The sequence below is a fragment of the Arthrobacter sp. LT660 genome (genome assembly GCF_056172845.1).
Genome location: NZ_CM149651.1, coordinates 606,515 through 623,913, shown reverse-complemented (window position 1 = coordinate 623,913; position 17,399 = coordinate 606,515). Strand labels below are relative to the sequence as shown.

The window sequence follows — 17,399 nt, the reverse complement described above, 5'->3', positions numbered from 1 at the left end:
ACCATGTCAAAAGACAACACCGGGTCAGGCGGACTCCTGCCGAGCGAATGGCCGTCCGGTTTCCGCGCCGGCTTCACGTCCTTCGTCGGCCGCCCGAACGCGGGCAAGTCCACCCTCACGAACGCGCTCGTCGGCCAGAAGGTCGCCATCACGTCCGCTAAACCGCAGACAACGCGGCACACCATCCGGGGCATCGTCCATCGCCCGGATGCGCAGCTGATCCTGGTGGACACCCCGGGCCTCCACCGTCCGCGAACCCTCCTGGGCCAACGCCTGAACGACCTGGTCGCCGACACCCTCAGCGAGGTCGACGCGATCGGCTTCTGCCTTCCGGCGAACGAGAAGATCGGCCCGGGCGACCGCTACATCGCGGCCCAGCTGGCGCAGCTCAAGGGCAAGCCGATTGTCGCCGTCGTCACCAAGGCGGACCTCGTCGACCGGGCCGCGCTCATGCGGCAGCTGCTGGCCGTCGCCGCGCTGGGCACGGAGACCCTCGGCGAGGCCGGCTGGGCCGCGGTGATCCCCGTTTCGGCAACGGGCGATTTCCAGGTGGGCGCGGTGGCCGACGTGCTCGTGGAGCAGATGCCCGTCTCGCCGCCGCTCTACCCGGATGGCGAGCTCACCGACGAACCGGAGGCTGTGATGGTCGCCGAGCTCATCCGTGAGGCCGCGCTCGAGGGGCTGGGCGACGAGCTTCCGCACTCGCTCGCCGTCGTGGTCGAGGAGATGATCCCCCGCGAGGGCCGCTCCGCGGACAACCCGTTGCTGGACGTCCACGTCAACCTCTTCGTGGAACGTTCGTCGCAGAAGGCGATCATCATCGGCCGCGCCGGCGCCCGGCTGCGGGAGGTCGGGACCCGTTCGCGCCAGGCAATCGAGAGGTTGCTGGGAACGCGCGTGTACCTCGACCTGCACGTGAAGATCGCCAAGGACTGGCAGCGGGATCCGAAGCAGCTCGGGCGCCTGGGCTTCTGACGGCGTCGCCCACGCCGGCGGGGCGGGGCCCAACGTCCCGTCCCGGCAATAATGCCGGGACGGTGGAGGACTTGATCGGCGTGGGTGATAATGTGGGGACATGCGTGCGGGAATGCTTCTACTTAGCCGCCGCGGCGAGGCAACACGGGGCCAACGGTCCTAGGCCGATCCCTCGCTGCGGAGTTTCGTGCTGCCGGCCACCATTTTCAACCACCACTGAAAAGGCCACCTGAACCATGCACAACGCCCAAAAGCCCTCCGGAATGCCGATCCACAAGTACGTCCCCTTCCAGGACCAGATCGAGGTGTCCCTCCCGGACCGGACCTGGCCGGACAAGACGATCACCAAGGCACCGCGCTGGTGCGCCGTGGACCTGCGCGACGGCAACCAGGCCCTGATCGATCCGATGAGCCCCGAGCGCAAGCACAAGATGTTCGATCTGCTCGTCTCCATGGGCTACAAGGAGATCGAGGTGGGCTTCCCCTCCGCCTCCCAAACTGACTTCGACTTCGTGCGCCAGCTGATCGAACAGGACCGCATCCCCGGCGACGTCACGATCCAGGTGCTGACCCAGTCGCGGGAGCACCTCATCGAGCGCACCTACGAGTCCCTGCAGGGCGCCAAGCGCGCGATCGTGCATCTCTACAACTCGACGTCCATCCTGCAGCGGCGCGTGGTGTTCAACCAGGACCAGGACGGCATCGTCGACATTGCGCTGACCGGCGCACGGCTGTGCAAGAAGTACGAGGAGGGACTCGACGGAACGGACGTGACGTACGAGTACTCCCCGGAGTCCTACACCGGGACCGAATTGGAGTTCGCCCGCCGCATTTCGGACGCGGTGGCCGACGAACTGGGCGCGACGCCGGAGCGTCCGATGATCCTGAACCTGCCGGCGACCGTCGAGATGGCCACGCCCAACGTCTACGCGGACTCCATCGAGTGGATGCACCGCAATCTCGTCAACCGACAGTCGATCATCCTGTCCCTCCACCCGCACAACGACCGCGGCACCGGTGTCGCGGCGGCCGAACTCGGTTACCTGGCGGGGGCGGACCGGATCGAGGGCTGCCTCTTCGGCAACGGGGAACGCACCGGAAACGTCGACCTTGTGACGCTGGGCATGAACATGTTCGCCCAGGGAATCGACCCGATGATCGACTTCTCCAACATGGACGAGATCCGCCGCACGGCCGAGTACTGCAACCAGCTTCCCGTCGCGGAGCGGTCGCCCTACGGCGGCGACCTGGTCTTCACCGCCTTCTCCGGCTCCCACCAGGACGCCATCAAGAAGGGCTTCGAGGCCATGGAGCACGACGCCGGGGCGGCCGGAAAGCACGTTGACGACCTGGTGTGGGCCGTGCCGTACCTGCCCGTGGATCCGAAGGACATCGGACGCAGCTACGAGGCGGTCATCCGCGTCAATTCCCAGTCCGGCAAGGGCGGGGTCGCGTACCTGCTGAAGAGCGAGCACCAGCTCGACCTCCCGCGCCGCGCGCAGATCGAGTTCTCCGGCGTCGTCCAGCGCAAGACGGAGGGCGACGGCGGCGAGATCAGCCCCGCCGCCATCTGGACCGCGTTCCAGGACGAGTACCTGCCGTGCCGCGGCATCGACGGCACCGACCGCTGGGGCCGCTACGAGCTCGGCAGCGTCACCACGGAAACGGCCGAGGACGGCTCGTTCTCGCTGACCGCGACACTCATCGTCGACGGCCACGCGCAGCGGCGCACCGCCACGGGCAACGGGCCCATCAACGCCCTGGTGGGGCTGCTGTCCGAGGACGGGGTGGACGTTCGGATCCTCGACTACACGGAGCACGCCCTGGGCGAGGGCGGCAACGCGATGGCTGCGGCCTACGTCGAATGCGCCGTGGGCGAGCGGGTGCTGTGGGGCATCGGCATCGACACCAACACCACCATGTCCTCGTTGAAAGCCGTGGTCTCCGCCGTGAACCGCGCCATCAGGGACGCCCACTAGGGGCTTGGGCAGTTAGGCGTCCGCGTGTCCCGTTCCAGCTTCGCCTCCAAGTCGTACCGCACCCATGGCCTGGTCCTGCGCACGCACAAGCTGGGCGAGGCCGACCGCATCGTGGTGCTGCTGACTCCCGGACACGGACAGATCCGCGCGGTCGCCAAGGGCGTCCGGCGGACCAGCTCCAAGCTCGGCGCGACGCTGGAACCCTTCATGCTGGTCGACGCGCAACTGGTCCACGGCCGATCCCTGGACATCGTGACCCAGGCACAACTGCGCGGCCCCTACGGCCAGGCACTGGCCGGGGACTACGGCCGGTACACGGCCGCACACGCCATGGCGGAGACCGCGGAACGGCTGACCGACATCGACGGCGAGTCGGCCGGTCCGCAGTTCCGGCTCCTCCACGGCGCGATCGCCGCCTTGGCACGGGGGAGCGGCGACTCGGGCCAATTGCTGGATTCCTACCTGCTGCGCGCCCTGTCGACCGCCGGATGGGCGCCGAACTTCACGGACTGCGCCCGCTGCGGGAAACCGGGTCCACACACTGCCGTGAACATTCCGCTGGGCGGAGTCGTCTGCGCGGATTGCCGGCCCGCCGGGTCCAGTTCGCCGGCGCCCGAAACCATCGAACTGCTCGCCGCCCTGCTCGCGGGCGACTGGGAGCGGGTCGCGGCCGGCGACGCCCCGGGACGCCGCGAGAGCGCGGGCATTGTGGCAGGATACCTGCAGTGGCACTTGGAGCGAGTGGTCAAATCCCTCAAGCATGTGGAAAGAGCGTGATCCCCCTGAGGAAAACATCGGGGCCGGACCTCGGCCGCCATCCGGAGGCGCCGGCCCCGCACCCCAGCGGCGCCGTCCCGCCGAACGTTCCACCCGGGTTGGTTCCGCGGCATGTGGCCATCGTCATGGACGGCAACGGCCGGTGGGCCAACCAGCGCGGGCTGCCGCGTACCGAGGGACACCACGCGGGCGAGGCCGCACTGCTGGACGTCGTGGCCGGCGCCATCGAGATCGGCGTCGAGTTCGTTTCCGTGTATGCGTTCTCCACGGAAAACTGGAAACGCAGTCCCGACGAGGTCCGCTTCCTCATGGGCTTCTCCCGGGATGTTCTCCGCCGGCAGCGGGACCAGCTCGACGCCTGGGGCGTGCGTGTCCGGTGGGCGGGGCGCCGGCCCAGGCTCTGGCGCACCGTGGTCAACGAGCTGCTGGAGGCCGAACGAGTCACCAGGAAAAACACGGTGTGCCAGCTGACCATGTGCGTCAACTACGGCGGCAGGGCGGAGATAGCCGACGCCGTCGCCGCCATCGCCCGGGACGTGGCGGACGGACGGCTCAAGGCCTCTGGCGTCTCGGAAAAGACGATCGGCCGATACCTCGACGAACCGGACCTGCCCGACGTCGATCTGTTCCTGCGGACCTCCGGGGAGCAGCGCACCTCCAACTTCCTGCTCTGGCAATCGGCGTACGCGGAGATGGTGTTCATGGACGTGCTGTGGCCGGACGTCGACCGCCGCACACTCTGGGAAGCCGTCGAGATCTATGCCCGCCGCGACCGACGCTACGGCGGAGCGGTCGATCAGCCGGCGGAGGACGGCGACAGGTAGCCGTCCGACCACCGGGTCACCGCGCGGTACGCCTCGGAGCGTGCCCGTGCCGAGGACGTGAAGAGGTCGTGCATGCCCCGTTCGATCCGCACCACGCTGACCTCGCGGCCCAGTTTCAGGGCGCGTTGACGCACCACCTCGACTTCCAGGACGGCGTCCGAGACCAGCATCCCGGCGTCGAACTGCGTTCCGAAGTGGGACCTGTCGGAAGTCAGGACAAGCACGGGTTCCCGGATGTCCAGGCCTTTCGACACCGTCGAGTGGCCGGCCAGGACAGCGGACATCCATCCCACCGTCACCGGAAACGCATGGCGCGGCCTCCAGAGCGGGTGGAGCTTCCATTCGCCGTGTGCCTCGACGCTGAGCGATTGCCAGTAGGTATCGACCTCGGGCAGTTTCAGTTTGGTCCGCGGCCGGCGTCGGGCGACCGGATCCAACAGGCTGGCGGCGGCGTTCCGCACCATCCAGCTGCCCTGCATCTCCAGCCAGGGCGAGTTCAGGACCAGACCGCTCAGGACACCGGGGTTCCTGTCCGCCCAAAGCGACGCGATCAGCCCTCCGGTCGAATGCGCCACGCACACCACGTCGACGGACGTTCCGACGTCCCCGTGGATGGCCTCGAGCGCGGCCTCGATATCGGCGTCGTACTCGCGGAGGTCGGTGACGAAGCCGGGCGTCTGCCAAGGACGCAAACTCCGACCGTAGCGGCGCAGGTCCAACGCGTAGAAGCGGTAGCCCCTGGCCGTCCAGTAGCGGGCCAGCTCGGCGTTGAAGAAGTAGTCCGTCCAGCCGTGGACGGAAAGCACGACACGGACCGGACAGCCCCCGGAACCGGCCGGGCCGACGCCGGCAGAGGGACTTTCGTGCGTGCCGCGAGTCCCCGCGGCGCCCCAGCCGCCGGAGCGACGCAGGCCGTCCACCGCGCGCGCCATGACGGCGCGCCGGGGTGGGCGCGCCACCGGAGGGCCCGGGTCCGGCGCGTCCGACGCCGGCAGGTAGCGCACCAGCGTCGCCCGAACGGGCCCCTCTTCGTCCTTCCCCTGGTCCAGCGTCCTGTAGCGGAACCCTGGACCGAGCGGATCCCGCGTCCACTGTCCGGGGGGCGAATCGGCGGCGAACCCGCCCCCGTCCACCAGCTCGGCGGCCGGGGGAACCGTGCCGACCGGAACGGGCATGTCGGCGGGGTCCACCGTCGGATCCATACCTTCGCGACCGTCGCCACCGGAATCAACACCCACCTTGTCCATGACCCGAGCATATCCAGCCGCGAGTTGGCAGTCTTGCGCGCTCCGCGGGAGACTGGAGACCATGCGCATCTATCCGACCTTCTTCCGCCTTGTCTTCTCCGGCATGGATCCGGAAAGGGCACACCACATCGGCTTCCGGTTGATCCGAACGGCGGAACGGTGCGGCGCCTCCGCCATCCTGCGGAAGGCCACCCGCCCGCACGCGTCGCTGCGCCGCACCGTGATGGGAATCGACTTCCCTTCGCCGTTCGGCCTGGCCGCCGGCTTCGACAAGGAAGGGCACGGGGTCGCCGCCCTGGCGGACCTGGGGTTCGGGCACATCGAGGTCGGCACCATCACCGGGCAGGCCCAGCCGGGCAATCCGCGGCCGAGGCTCTTCCGGCTGGTGGAGGACCGCGCCGTCGTCAACCGAATGGGCTTCAACAACGACGGCGCCGCTGCGGTCGCGCCCCGCGTCGCCGCCGTCCGACCCCTTTTGGGACGCAGGTTCGCCGGAACGCGACCCGTGGTCGGCGTGAACATCGGCAAGACGAAGACGGTCGAACTCGCTGATGCGGTGGGGGACTACCTCGCCGGGGCCGCCCTGCTGGCGACCCACGCCGACTATCTGGTGGTCAACGTCAGCTCGCCGAACACGCCGGGCCTCCGCTTGCTCCAGGACATCGAATCGCTGCGCCCGCTGCTCGCCGCCGTCGGCGCCGAAGCTGACCGCGTGGCGGGAAGGCACGTGCCACTGCTCGTGAAGATCGCGCCCGACCTAGCGGACGACGACGTCGACGACGTGGCCGACCTCGTCACGGATCTTGGGCTGGACGGTGTGATAGCGACCAACACCACCATCGCGCGCGAGGGGCTCGGCCTGCGCACCCCGCCCGAGCGCCTTGCCGAAATCGGCGCGGGCGGCCTCAGCGGCGCCCCGCTCAAGTCGCGTTCGCTCGGGGTGCTTCGGCGCCTGCGAGCCCGTCTCGGCGCGGGCACGGCCGTGGTGTCGGTCGGGGGAGTCGAAACCGCCGCCGACGTCATCGAGCGGTTGGACGCGGGCGCGGACCTGGTCCAGGGCTACACCGCGTTCCTGTACGAGGGGCCGTTCTGGGCCATGCGCATCAATCGTGCCCTGCGCAGGCACTTGGCGCAGAGCCGCGGGTAGCCCGCCGGCCACGCCTACCAGACCCAAAGAGAACGGGGCCGACCATCTCTGGTCGGCCCCGTCGTCGTACGTTGGATTGATACCTAGCTGGGGGTTTCGCCGCGCTTGACCTGCGGCTTGGGCAGGCGCATCTTGCGGAACTGCAGGCCGCGCATGGACGCGTACCAGAGGACGCCGCGCTCGTTGGAACCGAACTTCTCGATCAGCCTCTTTTTAAGCTGGCGCGTCATGATGTAGGCGTCGACGACGGTGATCGCCAGGACCACCCAGAGGCCGAGCGTGACGTAGGCCTGCAGCTGGACGGCGCCCGGGAGAGCCAGGGCGAGGATCAGGAACCCGAAGATGATGAACATCAGGAACTCGCCCACCATCCACCTCGCGTCCACGAAGTCCCGGGCGAACCGCTTCTGCGGACCCTTGTCGCGGGGCATCAGGTAGCGCTCGTCGCCCGTTTCGTTGGCGATGCGTATCTTTTCCTGCTGTTCCATGCGCCGCCGGCGGTCGCGCTCCTTGGCGAGCTTCCGGTCGGTGGGAACCAGCGGCCGCTTGCGTTGCGCCTCCTGCTGGTTCCGTCGGGGCGTGGGCGAGCCCTTGCCCCCGGCGGAGTTGGGCAGGGTTTCCTCGGGGGCGGCCGGCATGGCGGCGGCGTCATCCTTCTTACGTCCAAACACGCGTCAAGTCTAGCCGCAGCGGGCGGGGCATCCGAACGGCACCATGGGTAGGGTTCTTGCCATGACTACCCACGAGAGACCCACCGCGGAAGGCGTCGACGTCGCTGCCCTCTCGGCCCACGTCGCCGAAGCCTTCCCCCGTACGCTGGCTGAACTCACGGAACTCGTCGGCATCCCGGGCATCGCCTGGGATGCCTTCGACCCGGCCGAACTGGCGCGCAGCGCCGACGCCGTTGCCGGCCTCGCGCGCTCCGCGGGAATGGAAGACGTGCGGATCCTGACCGCCACGACGTCGTCCGGCAAGGAGGGGAGCCCCGCGGTCGTTGCGCGCAGGCCCGCGCGGGACGGAAAGCCCACCATCCTGCTGTACGCGCACCACGACGTCCAGCCGCCCGGCGACCCGGGGCTCTGGAACACGCCGCCGTTCGAGGCGACCGAAGTCGACGGCCGTCTCTACGGCCGGGGCGCGGCCGACGACAAGGCCGGAATCATGGTGCACATTGCCGCGCTGCGCAGTGTCTTGGCGGTCGCCGGGGACCTGGGCATCGGAGTCACGTTCTTTTTCGAGGGCGAGGAGGAAGCCGGTTCGCCGTCGTTCCGGCCTTTCCTCGAGCAGTACCGAGACCTCCTGGCGGCCGACGTCATCGTGGTCGCCGACTCCAGCAACTGGAAGGTCGGCGTCCCGGCCCTGACCACGAGCCTGCGCGGGATGGTGGGCGCCGTGATCGAGATCGGCGTCCTGGACCACGCCGTCCACTCGGGGATGTTCGGCGGGCCGCTGCTGGATGCCCCGACGCTGGCGGCCCGCCTGATCGCCGGCTTCCACGACACCGACGGCAACGTGGCCATCGAGGGGTTGGTGTCCCGGGAAACCAGCAGCATCGACTACCCGGAGTCCGATTTCCGCGCCGACGCGTCGGTGCTCGACGGCGTGCGCCTCGCCGGCACCGGCCCGTTGGCCGACCGGCTGTGGAACAAGCCGGCGCTGTCCGTGATCGGCATCGACGTGCCGTCCGTCGCCGTCTCCTCCAACACGCTGTTGCCGACGGCGCGCGTGAAGGTCAGCGTTCGGCTCGCGCCCGGGCAGGACCCGAGGGACGCCGGCGAGGCGTTGCGGAGCCATGTGTTGGGCCAGGACCTGTTCGGCGCGCGGGTCGGCGTCGAGATCGTGGAGACGGGAAAAGCCTTCTCCACCGACACGTCCGCGCCGGCCTCCCGGGCGTGCCTCTGGGCGCTGGAACAGGCCTGGGGCGTTCCCGCTGTCGAAACCGGCATCGGCGGCTCCATCCCCTTTATCGCCGACCTCACCGACGTCTACCCGTCGGCCCAAATTCTGGTGACGGGTGTGGAGGATCCCGACTCGCGCGCACACAGCGCCAACGAATCACTGCATATCGACGATTTCCGCCGCGCGGTGCTTGCCGAGGCCCTCCTGCTGGTCAAACTGGACACGGAGGGACAGTAACAATGCCTCCGCGAAGTACCATGGAGGAGAGGAGACGGCGCGCTACGGCGTCGGCTCCCGACACGAGCAGCAATGGAGGACCCAGATGACCGCCACCACGAATGACCCCACGCCCAGCGCGGACGAGCTGGAGACCCACGAGGTCCAGCTGTCCGATGTCGCAGCCGGCAAGGTTCGCAGCCTGTTGGAGCAAGAGGGACGCACCGATCTCCGGCTGCGTGTCGCCGTCCAGCCCGGAGGGTGTTCCGGACTGATCTACCAGCTCTACTTCGACGAGCGGCTGCTGGACGGTGACGCGGTTCGCGATTTCGACGGCGTCGAGGTTGTCGTCGACAAGATGAGCGTCCCGTACCTGTCCGGTGCGTCCATCGATTTCGAGGACACCATCTCCAAGCAGGGATTCACCATCGACAACCCGAACGCCGGCGGTTCCTGTGCATGCGGCGACTCCTTCCACTAGCGGGGGAGCGGCGACCCCGGCGGTCCGCGATTTCGACGCGCGCCGCCGGGGTTTCTGTCTGCAATGACCCGCCTCAGAGGGTAAGCTCTACAGTAAGTAGTAAAACCATGCTTTCCTTCGGCCTAGTCACTGCCGGTTATTCCCCAGGGAAACCGCCGGCCGCGGGCCGAAGCATCATTCAGCACCAAACAAAGAGGAAGGGCCGTCTGTGAGTTCGCAAGACCGAACCAGCAGCAGCCGCCGGGGTAGGGCCAAGGTATTGGCCATCGCCAGCGCGGGGGCGTTGCTGTTGACGGGTTGTTCAGAACAAGTCCAGCGAGGCTGGCTGCCCAACGTGGAGCGTGACACCACCAACCACACCGGATCCATCCAGGATCTCTGGGTCAATTCGTGGATCGTTGTGCTGTTGATCGGCCTGCTGACGTGGGGCCTGATCATTTGGTGCATCGTGGCCTACCGCCGCCGCAAGGGCGACACCGGCTACCCGCGCCAGCTCAGCTACAACCTCCCCATCGAGATCTTCTACACGGCCGTCCCATTGATGATGGTGCTGACGTTCTTCTCCTTCTCGGACGCAACGGAGCGCGAGATGAACACGCCGGTGGATTCCGAACTGGTCGTCGACGTGCGCGGCAAGCAATGGTCTTGGGACTTCAACTACTCCTATCAGGGCCAGGAGAAGTATTCCGCCGGCGTCCAGGCGGAGCTTGACGGCACCGAGGGCACCGAGGAAACCCTTCCCACGCTGTACCTCCCGGTCGGCAAGTCGGTGACCTTCGAGCTGAACAGCCGCGATGTCATCCACTCGTTCTGGATCCCGGCGTTCCTGCAGAAGCTGGACATGATCCCGGGCAAGACCAATTACATCTACCTGACCCCCGAGGTCGAGGGCACGTACGACGGCAAATGCGCCGAACTGTGCGGCGAATACCACTCCGAGATGCTCTTCAACGTCAAGGTGGTGCCGGAACAGGAGTTCCTCGACCACCTCGCGACGCTCGAGGACGGGCACATCGGCGAGGAATACGACCGCAAGCCGGACCAGGTCGCCAACAACTCGCAGACCCACGGCGAAGGAGAGTAGGGAACATGACCACCTACGAGTACGCCACCAACGAGGTGAAGACCTCCGCGCCGCGCGTGGTCCCCGTCTCCAAGGGACGCATCGTCGTCAACTGGATCACCTCCACTGACCACAAGACGATCGGCTACATGTACCTGATCGCCTCCTTCGCGTTCTTCTGCATCGGCGGTGTGATGGCGCTGCTCATCCGCGCCGAGCTGTTCGAACCCGGGATGCAACTGCTGCAGACAAAGGAACAGTACAACCAGCTCTTTACGATGCACGGCACGATCATGCTGTTGATGTTTGCCACGCCCTTGTTCGCGGGCTTCGCCAACGTCATCATGCCCCTCCAGATCGGCGCTCCCGACGTCGCTTTCCCGCGCCTCAACGCCCTGGCCTTCTGGTTGTTCCTCTTCGGTTCCACCATCGCGGTAGCCGGCTACATCACTCCGCAGGGCGCGGCGTCGTTCGGCTGGTTCGCCTACGCGCCGCTCTCCAACACCACGTTCAGTCCCGGCGTCGGTGGCGACCTGTGGGTCTTCGGGCTCGCGCTCTCGGGCTTCGGCACGATTCTCGGTGCCGTCAACTTCATCACCACCATCATCTGCCTGCGCGCACCCGGCATGACCATGTGGCGCATGTCGATCTTCAGCTGGAACACGCTGATCACGGCCATCCTCGTCCTCATGGCGTTTCCGCCCCTGGCCGCGGCCCTGTTCGCCCTCGGCGCGGACCGGAGGTTCGGCGCCCACATCTTCGATCCCGAAGCGGGCGGGCCGGTTCTCTGGCAGCACCTCTTCTGGTTCTTCGGCCACCCCGAGGTCTACATCATCGCGTTGCCGTTCTTCGGCATCGTCTCGGAGATCTTCCCGGTCTTCAGCAGGAAGCCGATCTTCGGCTACAAGGGTCTGGTCTTCGCGACCATCTCGATCGCGGCGCTGTCGGTGGCCGTCTGGGCACACCACATGTACGTCACCGGCTCCGTGATGCTTCCGTTCTTCGGATTCATGACGATGTTGATCGCGGTTCCCACCGGCGTGAAGTTCTTCAACTGGATCGGCACCATGTGGCGCGGCTCCATCACGTTTGAGACGCCCATGCTCTGGAGCATCGGATTCATGGCGACGTTCCTCTTCGGCGGCCTGACCGGCATCATCCTGTCGGCGCCCCCGCTGGACTTCCACGTTTCGGACACCTACTTCGTGGTGGCCCACTTCCACTACGTGGTGTTCGGAACCGTCGTGTTCGCGATGTTTGCCGGTTTCTACTTCTGGTGGCCCAAGTGGACGGGCAAGATGCTCAATGAGCGTTTGGGCAAGATCCACTTCTGGATGCTCTTCGTCGGTTTCCACGGCACGTTCCTCATTCAGCACTGGCTGGGTGTCATGGGAATGCCGCGTCGCTACGCGGATTACATGCCAGAGGATGGCTTCACGGCGATGAACCAGTTCTCCACCATCTTCGCGTTCATCCTGGGCATGTCGATGATCCCGTTCTTCTGGAACGTCTGGGTCACGAACCGCCACGGCGTACGCGTTGAGGTCGACGACCCGTGGGGCTTCGGCGGATCGCTCGAATGGGCGACCTCCTGCCCGCCGCCGCGCCACAACTTCCACTCCATTCCGCGCATCCGTTCGGAACGCCCCGCCCTCGACCTCCACCACCCGGAGCTGGGAATGCGCAACACGCCCCAGACCGGCGTCGCGAAGATCTTCGGCCCGGCAGACCAGAAGGACAGGTAACCATGAAGATCGAATCCTGGCTCTTCCTCGGCGGAGTGTTCTTCTTCGTCCCGGTGGGCATCGTCTACGGCTACATGACCAACTGGAGCGAATGGGTCGGCTTCCCGGCCATCTTCATGGTCGCCGCCATGTCGGCCATGGTCGGCTTCTACCTGTTCTTCACCGCCAAGCGCGTCGGGCCGCGGCCCGAGGACCGTCTTGACGGCGAGATCCACGAGAATGCCGGCGTGGTTGGCGCCTTTTCGCCGTGGAGCTGGTGGCCCATCGTCTTGGGTGGCGCGGCAGCCATCGGGTTCCTCGGAATGGCCGTTGGCTTCTGGGTAACCTACATCGGTGCCGGCCTGGCGGTTATCGCGCTCATCGGCTGGGTCTACGAATACAGCCGCGGGGACCACGCACACTAGCCATACAGCTGAAGAGTCAAGGGCGGCGCATCGACAGATGCGCCGCCCTTGATATTTAACCGCGGTCATCAGGGAACCGTAGAATGGCCGCATGACCACCAGCAGCCGAGCGCACAGCCACCATGCCCGGTAGCCGAGCCGACTCCATCCGCGGCCGTCTGGAGAGTACGGCCGGCGGCACCAAACACGGCCAGCTCACGGCGATCCTTAAACAGCACGCGGAGGCCGTCTGCAAGCCCGGCCAGGCCATCCCCTCCGAACGGGACCTTACGCGGCACTTCGGCGTGGCACGCATGACGGTCCGCCAGGCGATCGATTCGCTCGTCGAGGACGGCGTGCTGGAACGCATCATCGGCGTGGGAACGTTCGTCGCCCGCCCCAAGCTGGATCTACAGGTCAAGCTGACGTCCTACACGGAGGAAATGCAGCGCCGCGGCATGGTGCCCGCGGGGCGCGTACTGCGCTTCGACGAGATCCCCGCGGTGGGGGCGCTCGCGCGTGAGATGGAGCTCGAGGAGAACACCCCGGTGGTCCGATTCCGCCGCCTACTTCTGGCCGACGGGGCCCCGATGAGCGTCGACGAAAACTATCTGCCCTCACACAAGGTGCCGGGCTTCCTGGACGAACCGGCACCCACGTCCCTCTACAGCAGCCTTAACGAGCGGTACGGGCTCGTGATGGAGTGGGGCGAGGACCAGATCGAAGCCGCGGCAGCCTCCCCGGGAAACGCCCAGCAGCTGGGAGTGGACATCGGGACGCCCTTGTTGCGCATCCAAAGGCATGCCTATGTGGGGCGCGAACTCCTCGACTATTCCGTGTCGTTGTACCGCGCCGACCGCTACAAGCTCTGGGTGCCCCTGCAGAGGCCGGGAACGCGCCCCCCGCACTACTACGACGCCCACCGGGATTGAGGCCCGCAGAACTACTCCAGGCCCGCATGCACGAAGGAGCCCCGACCGCTGGTCGGAGCTCCTTCGTGCATGCCGCACTACGGCCGGGCGCTAGTGACGCTCGATCGCGTCCTGCCTGTTGTCCGACTCGACCGCGGCGTGGCCGTGGTGTGCCTGCGCTTCTGCCAGCTCGCTGGGCGTGACGGGCGCGACGCGGTCCTCGAAGAAGAACCGCGAGATCGCGCCGCGGGCCTTTTCGCCCCGCGTCACGTGTCCCGCGCGATCCGCCACGGCTGGCAGAACCTCGTGGGACTCGAAGGCAACCAACTTGTAGAGCTTGTACTCGTCGAGCTGGGCGTGCCGCTCGGAGAAGCCACCCTCCGGCGACATCTCGATCACGCCGGCCTCCCGGCCGTGCAGGACGATGTCGCGGTCCTTGCGCTGCAGTGCCAGGGCGATGCGGCGGGCCACGATGAAACCGACGATAGGTCCGGCGAAGAACAGCACGCGGAGCCAGTAGGTGACGTCGTTCAGCGAGACGTTGAAGTGCGTTGCGATGAGGTCCGAGCTCGCCGCGGCCCACATGACGCAGTACCAGATGACGCCGGCGACGCCGATGCCGGTGCGGGTCGGGGCATTGCGCGGGCGGTCCAGCAGGTGGTGCTCACGGTTGTCCTTCGTGACCCAGCGTTCGATCCAGGGCCACATGAACATGGCTCCGAGCAGGATGGTGGCGGGAACCAGAGCCGGAAGCAGGACGTTCAGGATCAGGGTGTTTCCGCCCCACGGGAAGGGGATGACCCATTCGAGCGACATGTTGCCGATGTAGCCCGGCATCAGGCGTAGCGCTCCGTCGACCCAACCGATGTACCAGTCCGGCTGGGTGCCGGCGGAAACGGGGGAGGGGTCGTAGGGACCGTAGTTCCAAATCGGGTTGATCGTGAACAGGCCCGAGATGAAAGCCACGATTCCGAAGACGATGAAGAAGAAACCGCCTGCCTTGGCCGCGTAAACCGGACCGACGGGGAAGCCGACGACATTGTCGTTGGTGCGGCCCGGGCCGGGGTACTGCGTGTGCTTGTGCACAACGACCATGAACAGGTGGATGGCGACCATCAGGAGGATCAGCGCGGGAACCAGCATGATGTGCATCATGTAAAGGCGGCCAATGACTGCCACACCCGGGAATTCTCCACCGAAGAGGAACGCGGAGATGTAGGTGCCAACGACGGGAAGTGCCTTGATGACTCCATCGATGATGCGCAGTCCGTTGCCGGAGAGCAGATCGTCGGGGAGCGAGTAGCCGGTGAAGCCGGCGGCGAGGGCGAGTACCAGCAGAACTCCGCCGACGACCCAGTTCAGTTCGCGCGGCTTGCGGAACGCGCCGGTGAAGAACACGCGCAGCATGTGCACCGAAACGGCGGCCACGAACAGCAGGGCCGACCAGTGGTGTACCTGGCGCATGAACAGTCCACCGCGGACGTCGAAGGAGATGTCCATCGTCGATGACATGGCCACGGACATTCCAACGCCCTTGAGCGGATTGTAGGAACCGTTGTAGACCGTGTGGGCCATGGAAGGGTCGAAGAAGAACGTCAGGAAAGTTCCGGAGATCAACAGGATGACGAACGTGTACAGCGCCACCTCGCCGAACATGAAGGACCAGTGGTCCGGGAAGATCTTGCGGCCAAACTCCTTGACCATGGCGGATCCGCCGACTCGTTGGTCGACGAAGTCCGCAATGCGGCCGGTGGAGGTTTTGGGTTGGTATGCGTTAGTGGTGCTCATGGTTAGCCACGCTCCCAGTAGCTCGGCCCGACGGGTTCAAGGAAGTCGCTCTGCGCCACAAGGAAACCCTCGGCGTCCACCGTGATGGGTAGCTGCGGCAGTGCGTGGCCGGCGGGACCGAAGATGACCTTGCACTCCTGCGTGAGGTCGAACGTCGACTGGTGGCAGGGGCACAGCAGGTGGTGTGTCTGCTGCTCGTACAGTGCCACCGGGCAACCGACGTGCGTGCAGATCTTCGAGTAGGCGACGATGCCGTTGTAGTGCCAGTCGCGGCGCTCGGGAGAGATCTGCATCTTCTGCGGATCCAGCCGCATGAGCAGGACGACGGCCTTGGCCTTCTCGTTGAGCGGGTCCTCGGTGTCGTTCAGGCCTTCCGGAATCACGTGGAAGGCCGAGCCGATCTGGACGTCCGAGGCCTTGATGGGGGTGCCGGACGGGTCGCGGGTCAGCTTCATGTCCTTGTCCCACATCGTGTACCGGAGACGGTCGACGATCTGGTCTGCGTCCGCGCCCGTGCGGTCGAGATCGCGGAACATGAAGATCGCGGGGATCGGCGCCAGAGCGAGTGCCCCGATAAGCGAGTTCCGGATCAGGGGACGGCGCATGATGCCCGTCTCCTCCAGCACGTCGTTGATGATGCCCTCGGCCTCGGCACGATCCGCCTCCGGGCGGATCTCGTGGCGCGACTCCGCGATCTCGTGGTCCGGCATCAAAGTGCGCGCCCAGTGGACGATGCCCACGCCGATGCCCAGCATCGCGAACGTGGTGCCCAAACCGAGCATCATGTTCTGCGTGCGCATCTCGGCGATGGATTCCGGCCTGCCCAGCACGAAGTACGCGATGAAGAACGAAAGCGTGCCGATGATCGAGATGACGAACAGTAGCGCCACCTGACGCTCTGCACGTTTTGCGGCGTGCGGATCCAGATCCGCGAGGCGCTTACGGTGCGGCGGAATGCCGGGGTCCTGGAAGCTTTCCAAGGAGCCCGGACCAGCCTTAGCAACGGTGCCCGGGTCGTTCGGACTGCCGTGACTATGGTCGCCCATGTTGTCTCTCATCCTCTTATCTCAAAAATGGCTTGGTACGAAGTGATCCGGCGTGTGATGGCCCGCCGGAAGCCCTCAGGAAGGACGCGAGGTCAACCAGATGGTGAAGGCGATGACGATGCCGAGGCCCGCCGTCCAGATGAAGAGTCCCTCGGAAACCGGTCCGAGCGAGCCGAGCTTGGCCCCGCCGGGGGAGCCCTGCGCCTCGATCTCCTTCAGGAAGGTGATCACGTCGCGCTTTTCCTCCGGAGTGATGTTGGAGTCGTTGAACACCGGCATGTTCTGCGGTCCGGTCGCCATGGCCTCGTAGATGTGCTCCTCGGTGACGTCGCCGAGCCCCGGAGCGAACTTGCCCCGGGTCAGCGCGCCACCGGCGGCGGCGGCGTTGTGGCACATCGCGCAGTTCACGCGGAAGATCTCGCCACCATTGCCGGAATCACCGAGCGATGCGTCGACCATTTCCGCGTCCGGCACTGCGGGACCGGCGCCGAGGGAGGCAACGTACGCGGCAAGCTGCTGAGTCTGTTCGTCGTCGAACTGCCTCGGCTTCATCTGTGCCTGCGGGCCCTGCATCTGCATCGGCATGCGGCCGGTGCCGACCTGGAAGTCCACAGCCGCCGCACCAACACCCACCAGGGAGGGACCGTTGGAGCTGCCCTCTGCGTTCATGCCGTGGCACGTCGCACAGTTGGCGACGAAGAGCTTGTTGCCCTCTTCAATGTCGCTCGCGCTGTACACGGTCGAAGCCTGGGCCTCGTTGACGCTGCCTGCCGCGGCGTACAGGCCGCCCGTGACAAGCAGGCCCATCAAGAGCAGCGCGACGGCCGCTAGCGGATGGCGGCGCCTTTGCGAAAGAGCCTTCACTTGCTGGTTCCTCACTAGTTTCTTGGGGGTGGTGGAGCTGGTTGAACCGATGCC

General features: G+C 66.5%; 16 protein-coding genes. 11 read left to right on the top strand and 5 right to left on the bottom strand.

Going from position 1 to position 17,399, the window contains the following annotated elements; translation table 11 throughout:
* The first annotated feature begins 3 nt into the window (after window positions 1-3).
* From era to AC0QSG_RS02885, 4 genes are all read left to right on the top strand, one after another.
* Window positions 4-975 (top strand): GTPase Era, encoded by a 972-nt coding sequence (gene era, locus AC0QSG_RS02900; RefSeq protein ID WP_475376595.1) that lies wholly within the window; start codon window positions 4-6, stop codon window positions 973-975.
* Between the two features lie 236 nt (window positions 976-1,211).
* Window positions 1,212-2,954, top strand: a complete 1,743-nt coding sequence (gene leuA, locus AC0QSG_RS02895; RefSeq protein WP_475376594.1) for a 2-isopropylmalate synthase — start codon at window positions 1,212-1,214, stop codon at window positions 2,952-2,954.
* 24 nt (window positions 2,955-2,978) lie between these two features.
* On the top strand, window positions 2,979-3,731 hold the full coding sequence (gene recO, locus AC0QSG_RS02890) for a DNA repair protein RecO (RefSeq protein ID WP_475376593.1): 753 nt from the start codon (window positions 2,979-2,981) through the stop codon (window positions 3,729-3,731).
* A complete protein-coding gene (locus tag AC0QSG_RS02885; RefSeq protein WP_475376592.1) occupies window positions 3,728-4,555 on the top strand; it encodes an isoprenyl transferase in 828 nt (275 codons plus the stop codon). Before recO ends, AC0QSG_RS02885 begins: the two co-directional genes overlap by 4 nt.
* Here the strand turns inward: AC0QSG_RS02885 and AC0QSG_RS02880 are convergent.
* A complete protein-coding gene (locus AC0QSG_RS02880) occupies window positions 4,528-5,802 on the bottom strand; it encodes an alpha/beta hydrolase (RefSeq protein WP_475376591.1) in 1,275 nt (424 codons plus the stop codon). The two genes, AC0QSG_RS02885 and AC0QSG_RS02880, sit on opposite strands and share 28 nt — an antisense overlap.
* 61 nt (window positions 5,803-5,863) lie before the next feature.
* On the opposite strand from AC0QSG_RS02880, the gene AC0QSG_RS02875 reads away from it, so the two are divergent.
* Window positions 5,864-6,949, top strand: coding sequence for a quinone-dependent dihydroorotate dehydrogenase (locus AC0QSG_RS02875; protein WP_475376590.1), 1,086 nt, complete (start codon window positions 5,864-5,866; stop codon window positions 6,947-6,949).
* Window positions 6,950-7,032: 83 nt separating this feature from the next.
* On the opposite strand, the gene AC0QSG_RS02870 is transcribed toward AC0QSG_RS02875, so the two are convergent.
* Window positions 7,033-7,620, bottom strand: a complete 588-nt coding sequence (locus AC0QSG_RS02870) for a DUF3043 domain-containing protein (protein WP_475376589.1) — start codon at window positions 7,618-7,620, stop codon at window positions 7,033-7,035.
* 61 nt (window positions 7,621-7,681) lie between these two features.
* On the opposite strand from AC0QSG_RS02870, the gene AC0QSG_RS02865 reads away from it, so the two are divergent.
* The 6 genes from AC0QSG_RS02865 to AC0QSG_RS02840 all read left to right on the top strand — a co-directional run bounded on the left by AC0QSG_RS02865 (window position 7,682) and on the right by AC0QSG_RS02840 (window position 13,668).
* The gene (locus AC0QSG_RS02865; protein WP_475376588.1) at window positions 7,682-9,085 is read left to right on the top strand and encodes a M20/M25/M40 family metallo-hydrolase; all 1,404 of its coding nucleotides are present in this window, start codon (window positions 7,682-7,684) and stop codon (window positions 9,083-9,085) included.
* Between the two features lie 85 nt (window positions 9,086-9,170).
* A complete protein-coding gene (locus AC0QSG_RS02860; RefSeq protein ID WP_475376587.1) occupies window positions 9,171-9,545 on the top strand; it encodes a HesB/IscA family protein in 375 nt (124 codons plus the stop codon).
* Window positions 9,546-9,753: 208 nt separating this feature from the next.
* Complete coding sequence (gene ctaC / locus AC0QSG_RS02855) at window positions 9,754-10,629, top strand: aa3-type cytochrome oxidase subunit II (RefSeq protein ID WP_475376586.1); 876 nt, start codon at window positions 9,754-9,756, stop codon at window positions 10,627-10,629.
* 5 nt (window positions 10,630-10,634) lie between these two features.
* Complete coding sequence (ctaD, locus tag AC0QSG_RS02850; RefSeq protein WP_475376585.1) at window positions 10,635-12,353, top strand: aa3-type cytochrome oxidase subunit I; 1,719 nt, start codon at window positions 10,635-10,637, stop codon at window positions 12,351-12,353.
* Between the two features lie 2 nt (window positions 12,354-12,355).
* Window positions 12,356-12,757: a cytochrome c oxidase subunit 4 gene (locus tag AC0QSG_RS02845; protein WP_435726150.1), complete on the top strand. Its 402-nt coding sequence runs from the start codon at window positions 12,356-12,358 to the stop codon at window positions 12,755-12,757.
* A gap of 122 nt (window positions 12,758-12,879) precedes the next feature.
* Window positions 12,880-13,668, top strand: coding sequence for a GntR family transcriptional regulator (locus AC0QSG_RS02840; RefSeq protein ID WP_475376584.1), 789 nt, complete (start codon window positions 12,880-12,882; stop codon window positions 13,666-13,668).
* Window positions 13,669-13,758: 90 nt separating this feature from the next.
* Here the strand turns inward: AC0QSG_RS02840 and qcrB are convergent, their stop codons facing one another.
* The 3 genes from qcrB to qcrC all read right to left on the bottom strand — a co-directional run bounded on the left by qcrB (window position 13,759) and on the right by qcrC (window position 17,345).
* Entirely contained in the window at window positions 13,759-15,435 is a 1,677-nt protein-coding gene (gene qcrB / locus AC0QSG_RS02835) for a cytochrome bc1 complex cytochrome b subunit (RefSeq protein ID WP_475376583.1), read from the bottom strand.
* Between the two features lie 2 nt (window positions 15,436-15,437).
* Window positions 15,438-16,481: a cytochrome bc1 complex Rieske iron-sulfur subunit gene (qcrA, locus tag AC0QSG_RS02830; RefSeq protein ID WP_475376582.1), complete on the bottom strand. Its 1,044-nt coding sequence runs from the start codon at window positions 16,479-16,481 to the stop codon at window positions 15,438-15,440.
* 75 nt (window positions 16,482-16,556) lie between these two features.
* Window positions 16,557-17,345 (bottom strand): cytochrome bc1 complex diheme cytochrome c subunit, encoded by a 789-nt coding sequence (gene qcrC / locus AC0QSG_RS02825; RefSeq protein ID WP_435726146.1) that lies wholly within the window; start codon window positions 17,343-17,345, stop codon window positions 16,557-16,559.
* Window positions 17,346-17,399 lie beyond the last annotated feature (54 nt).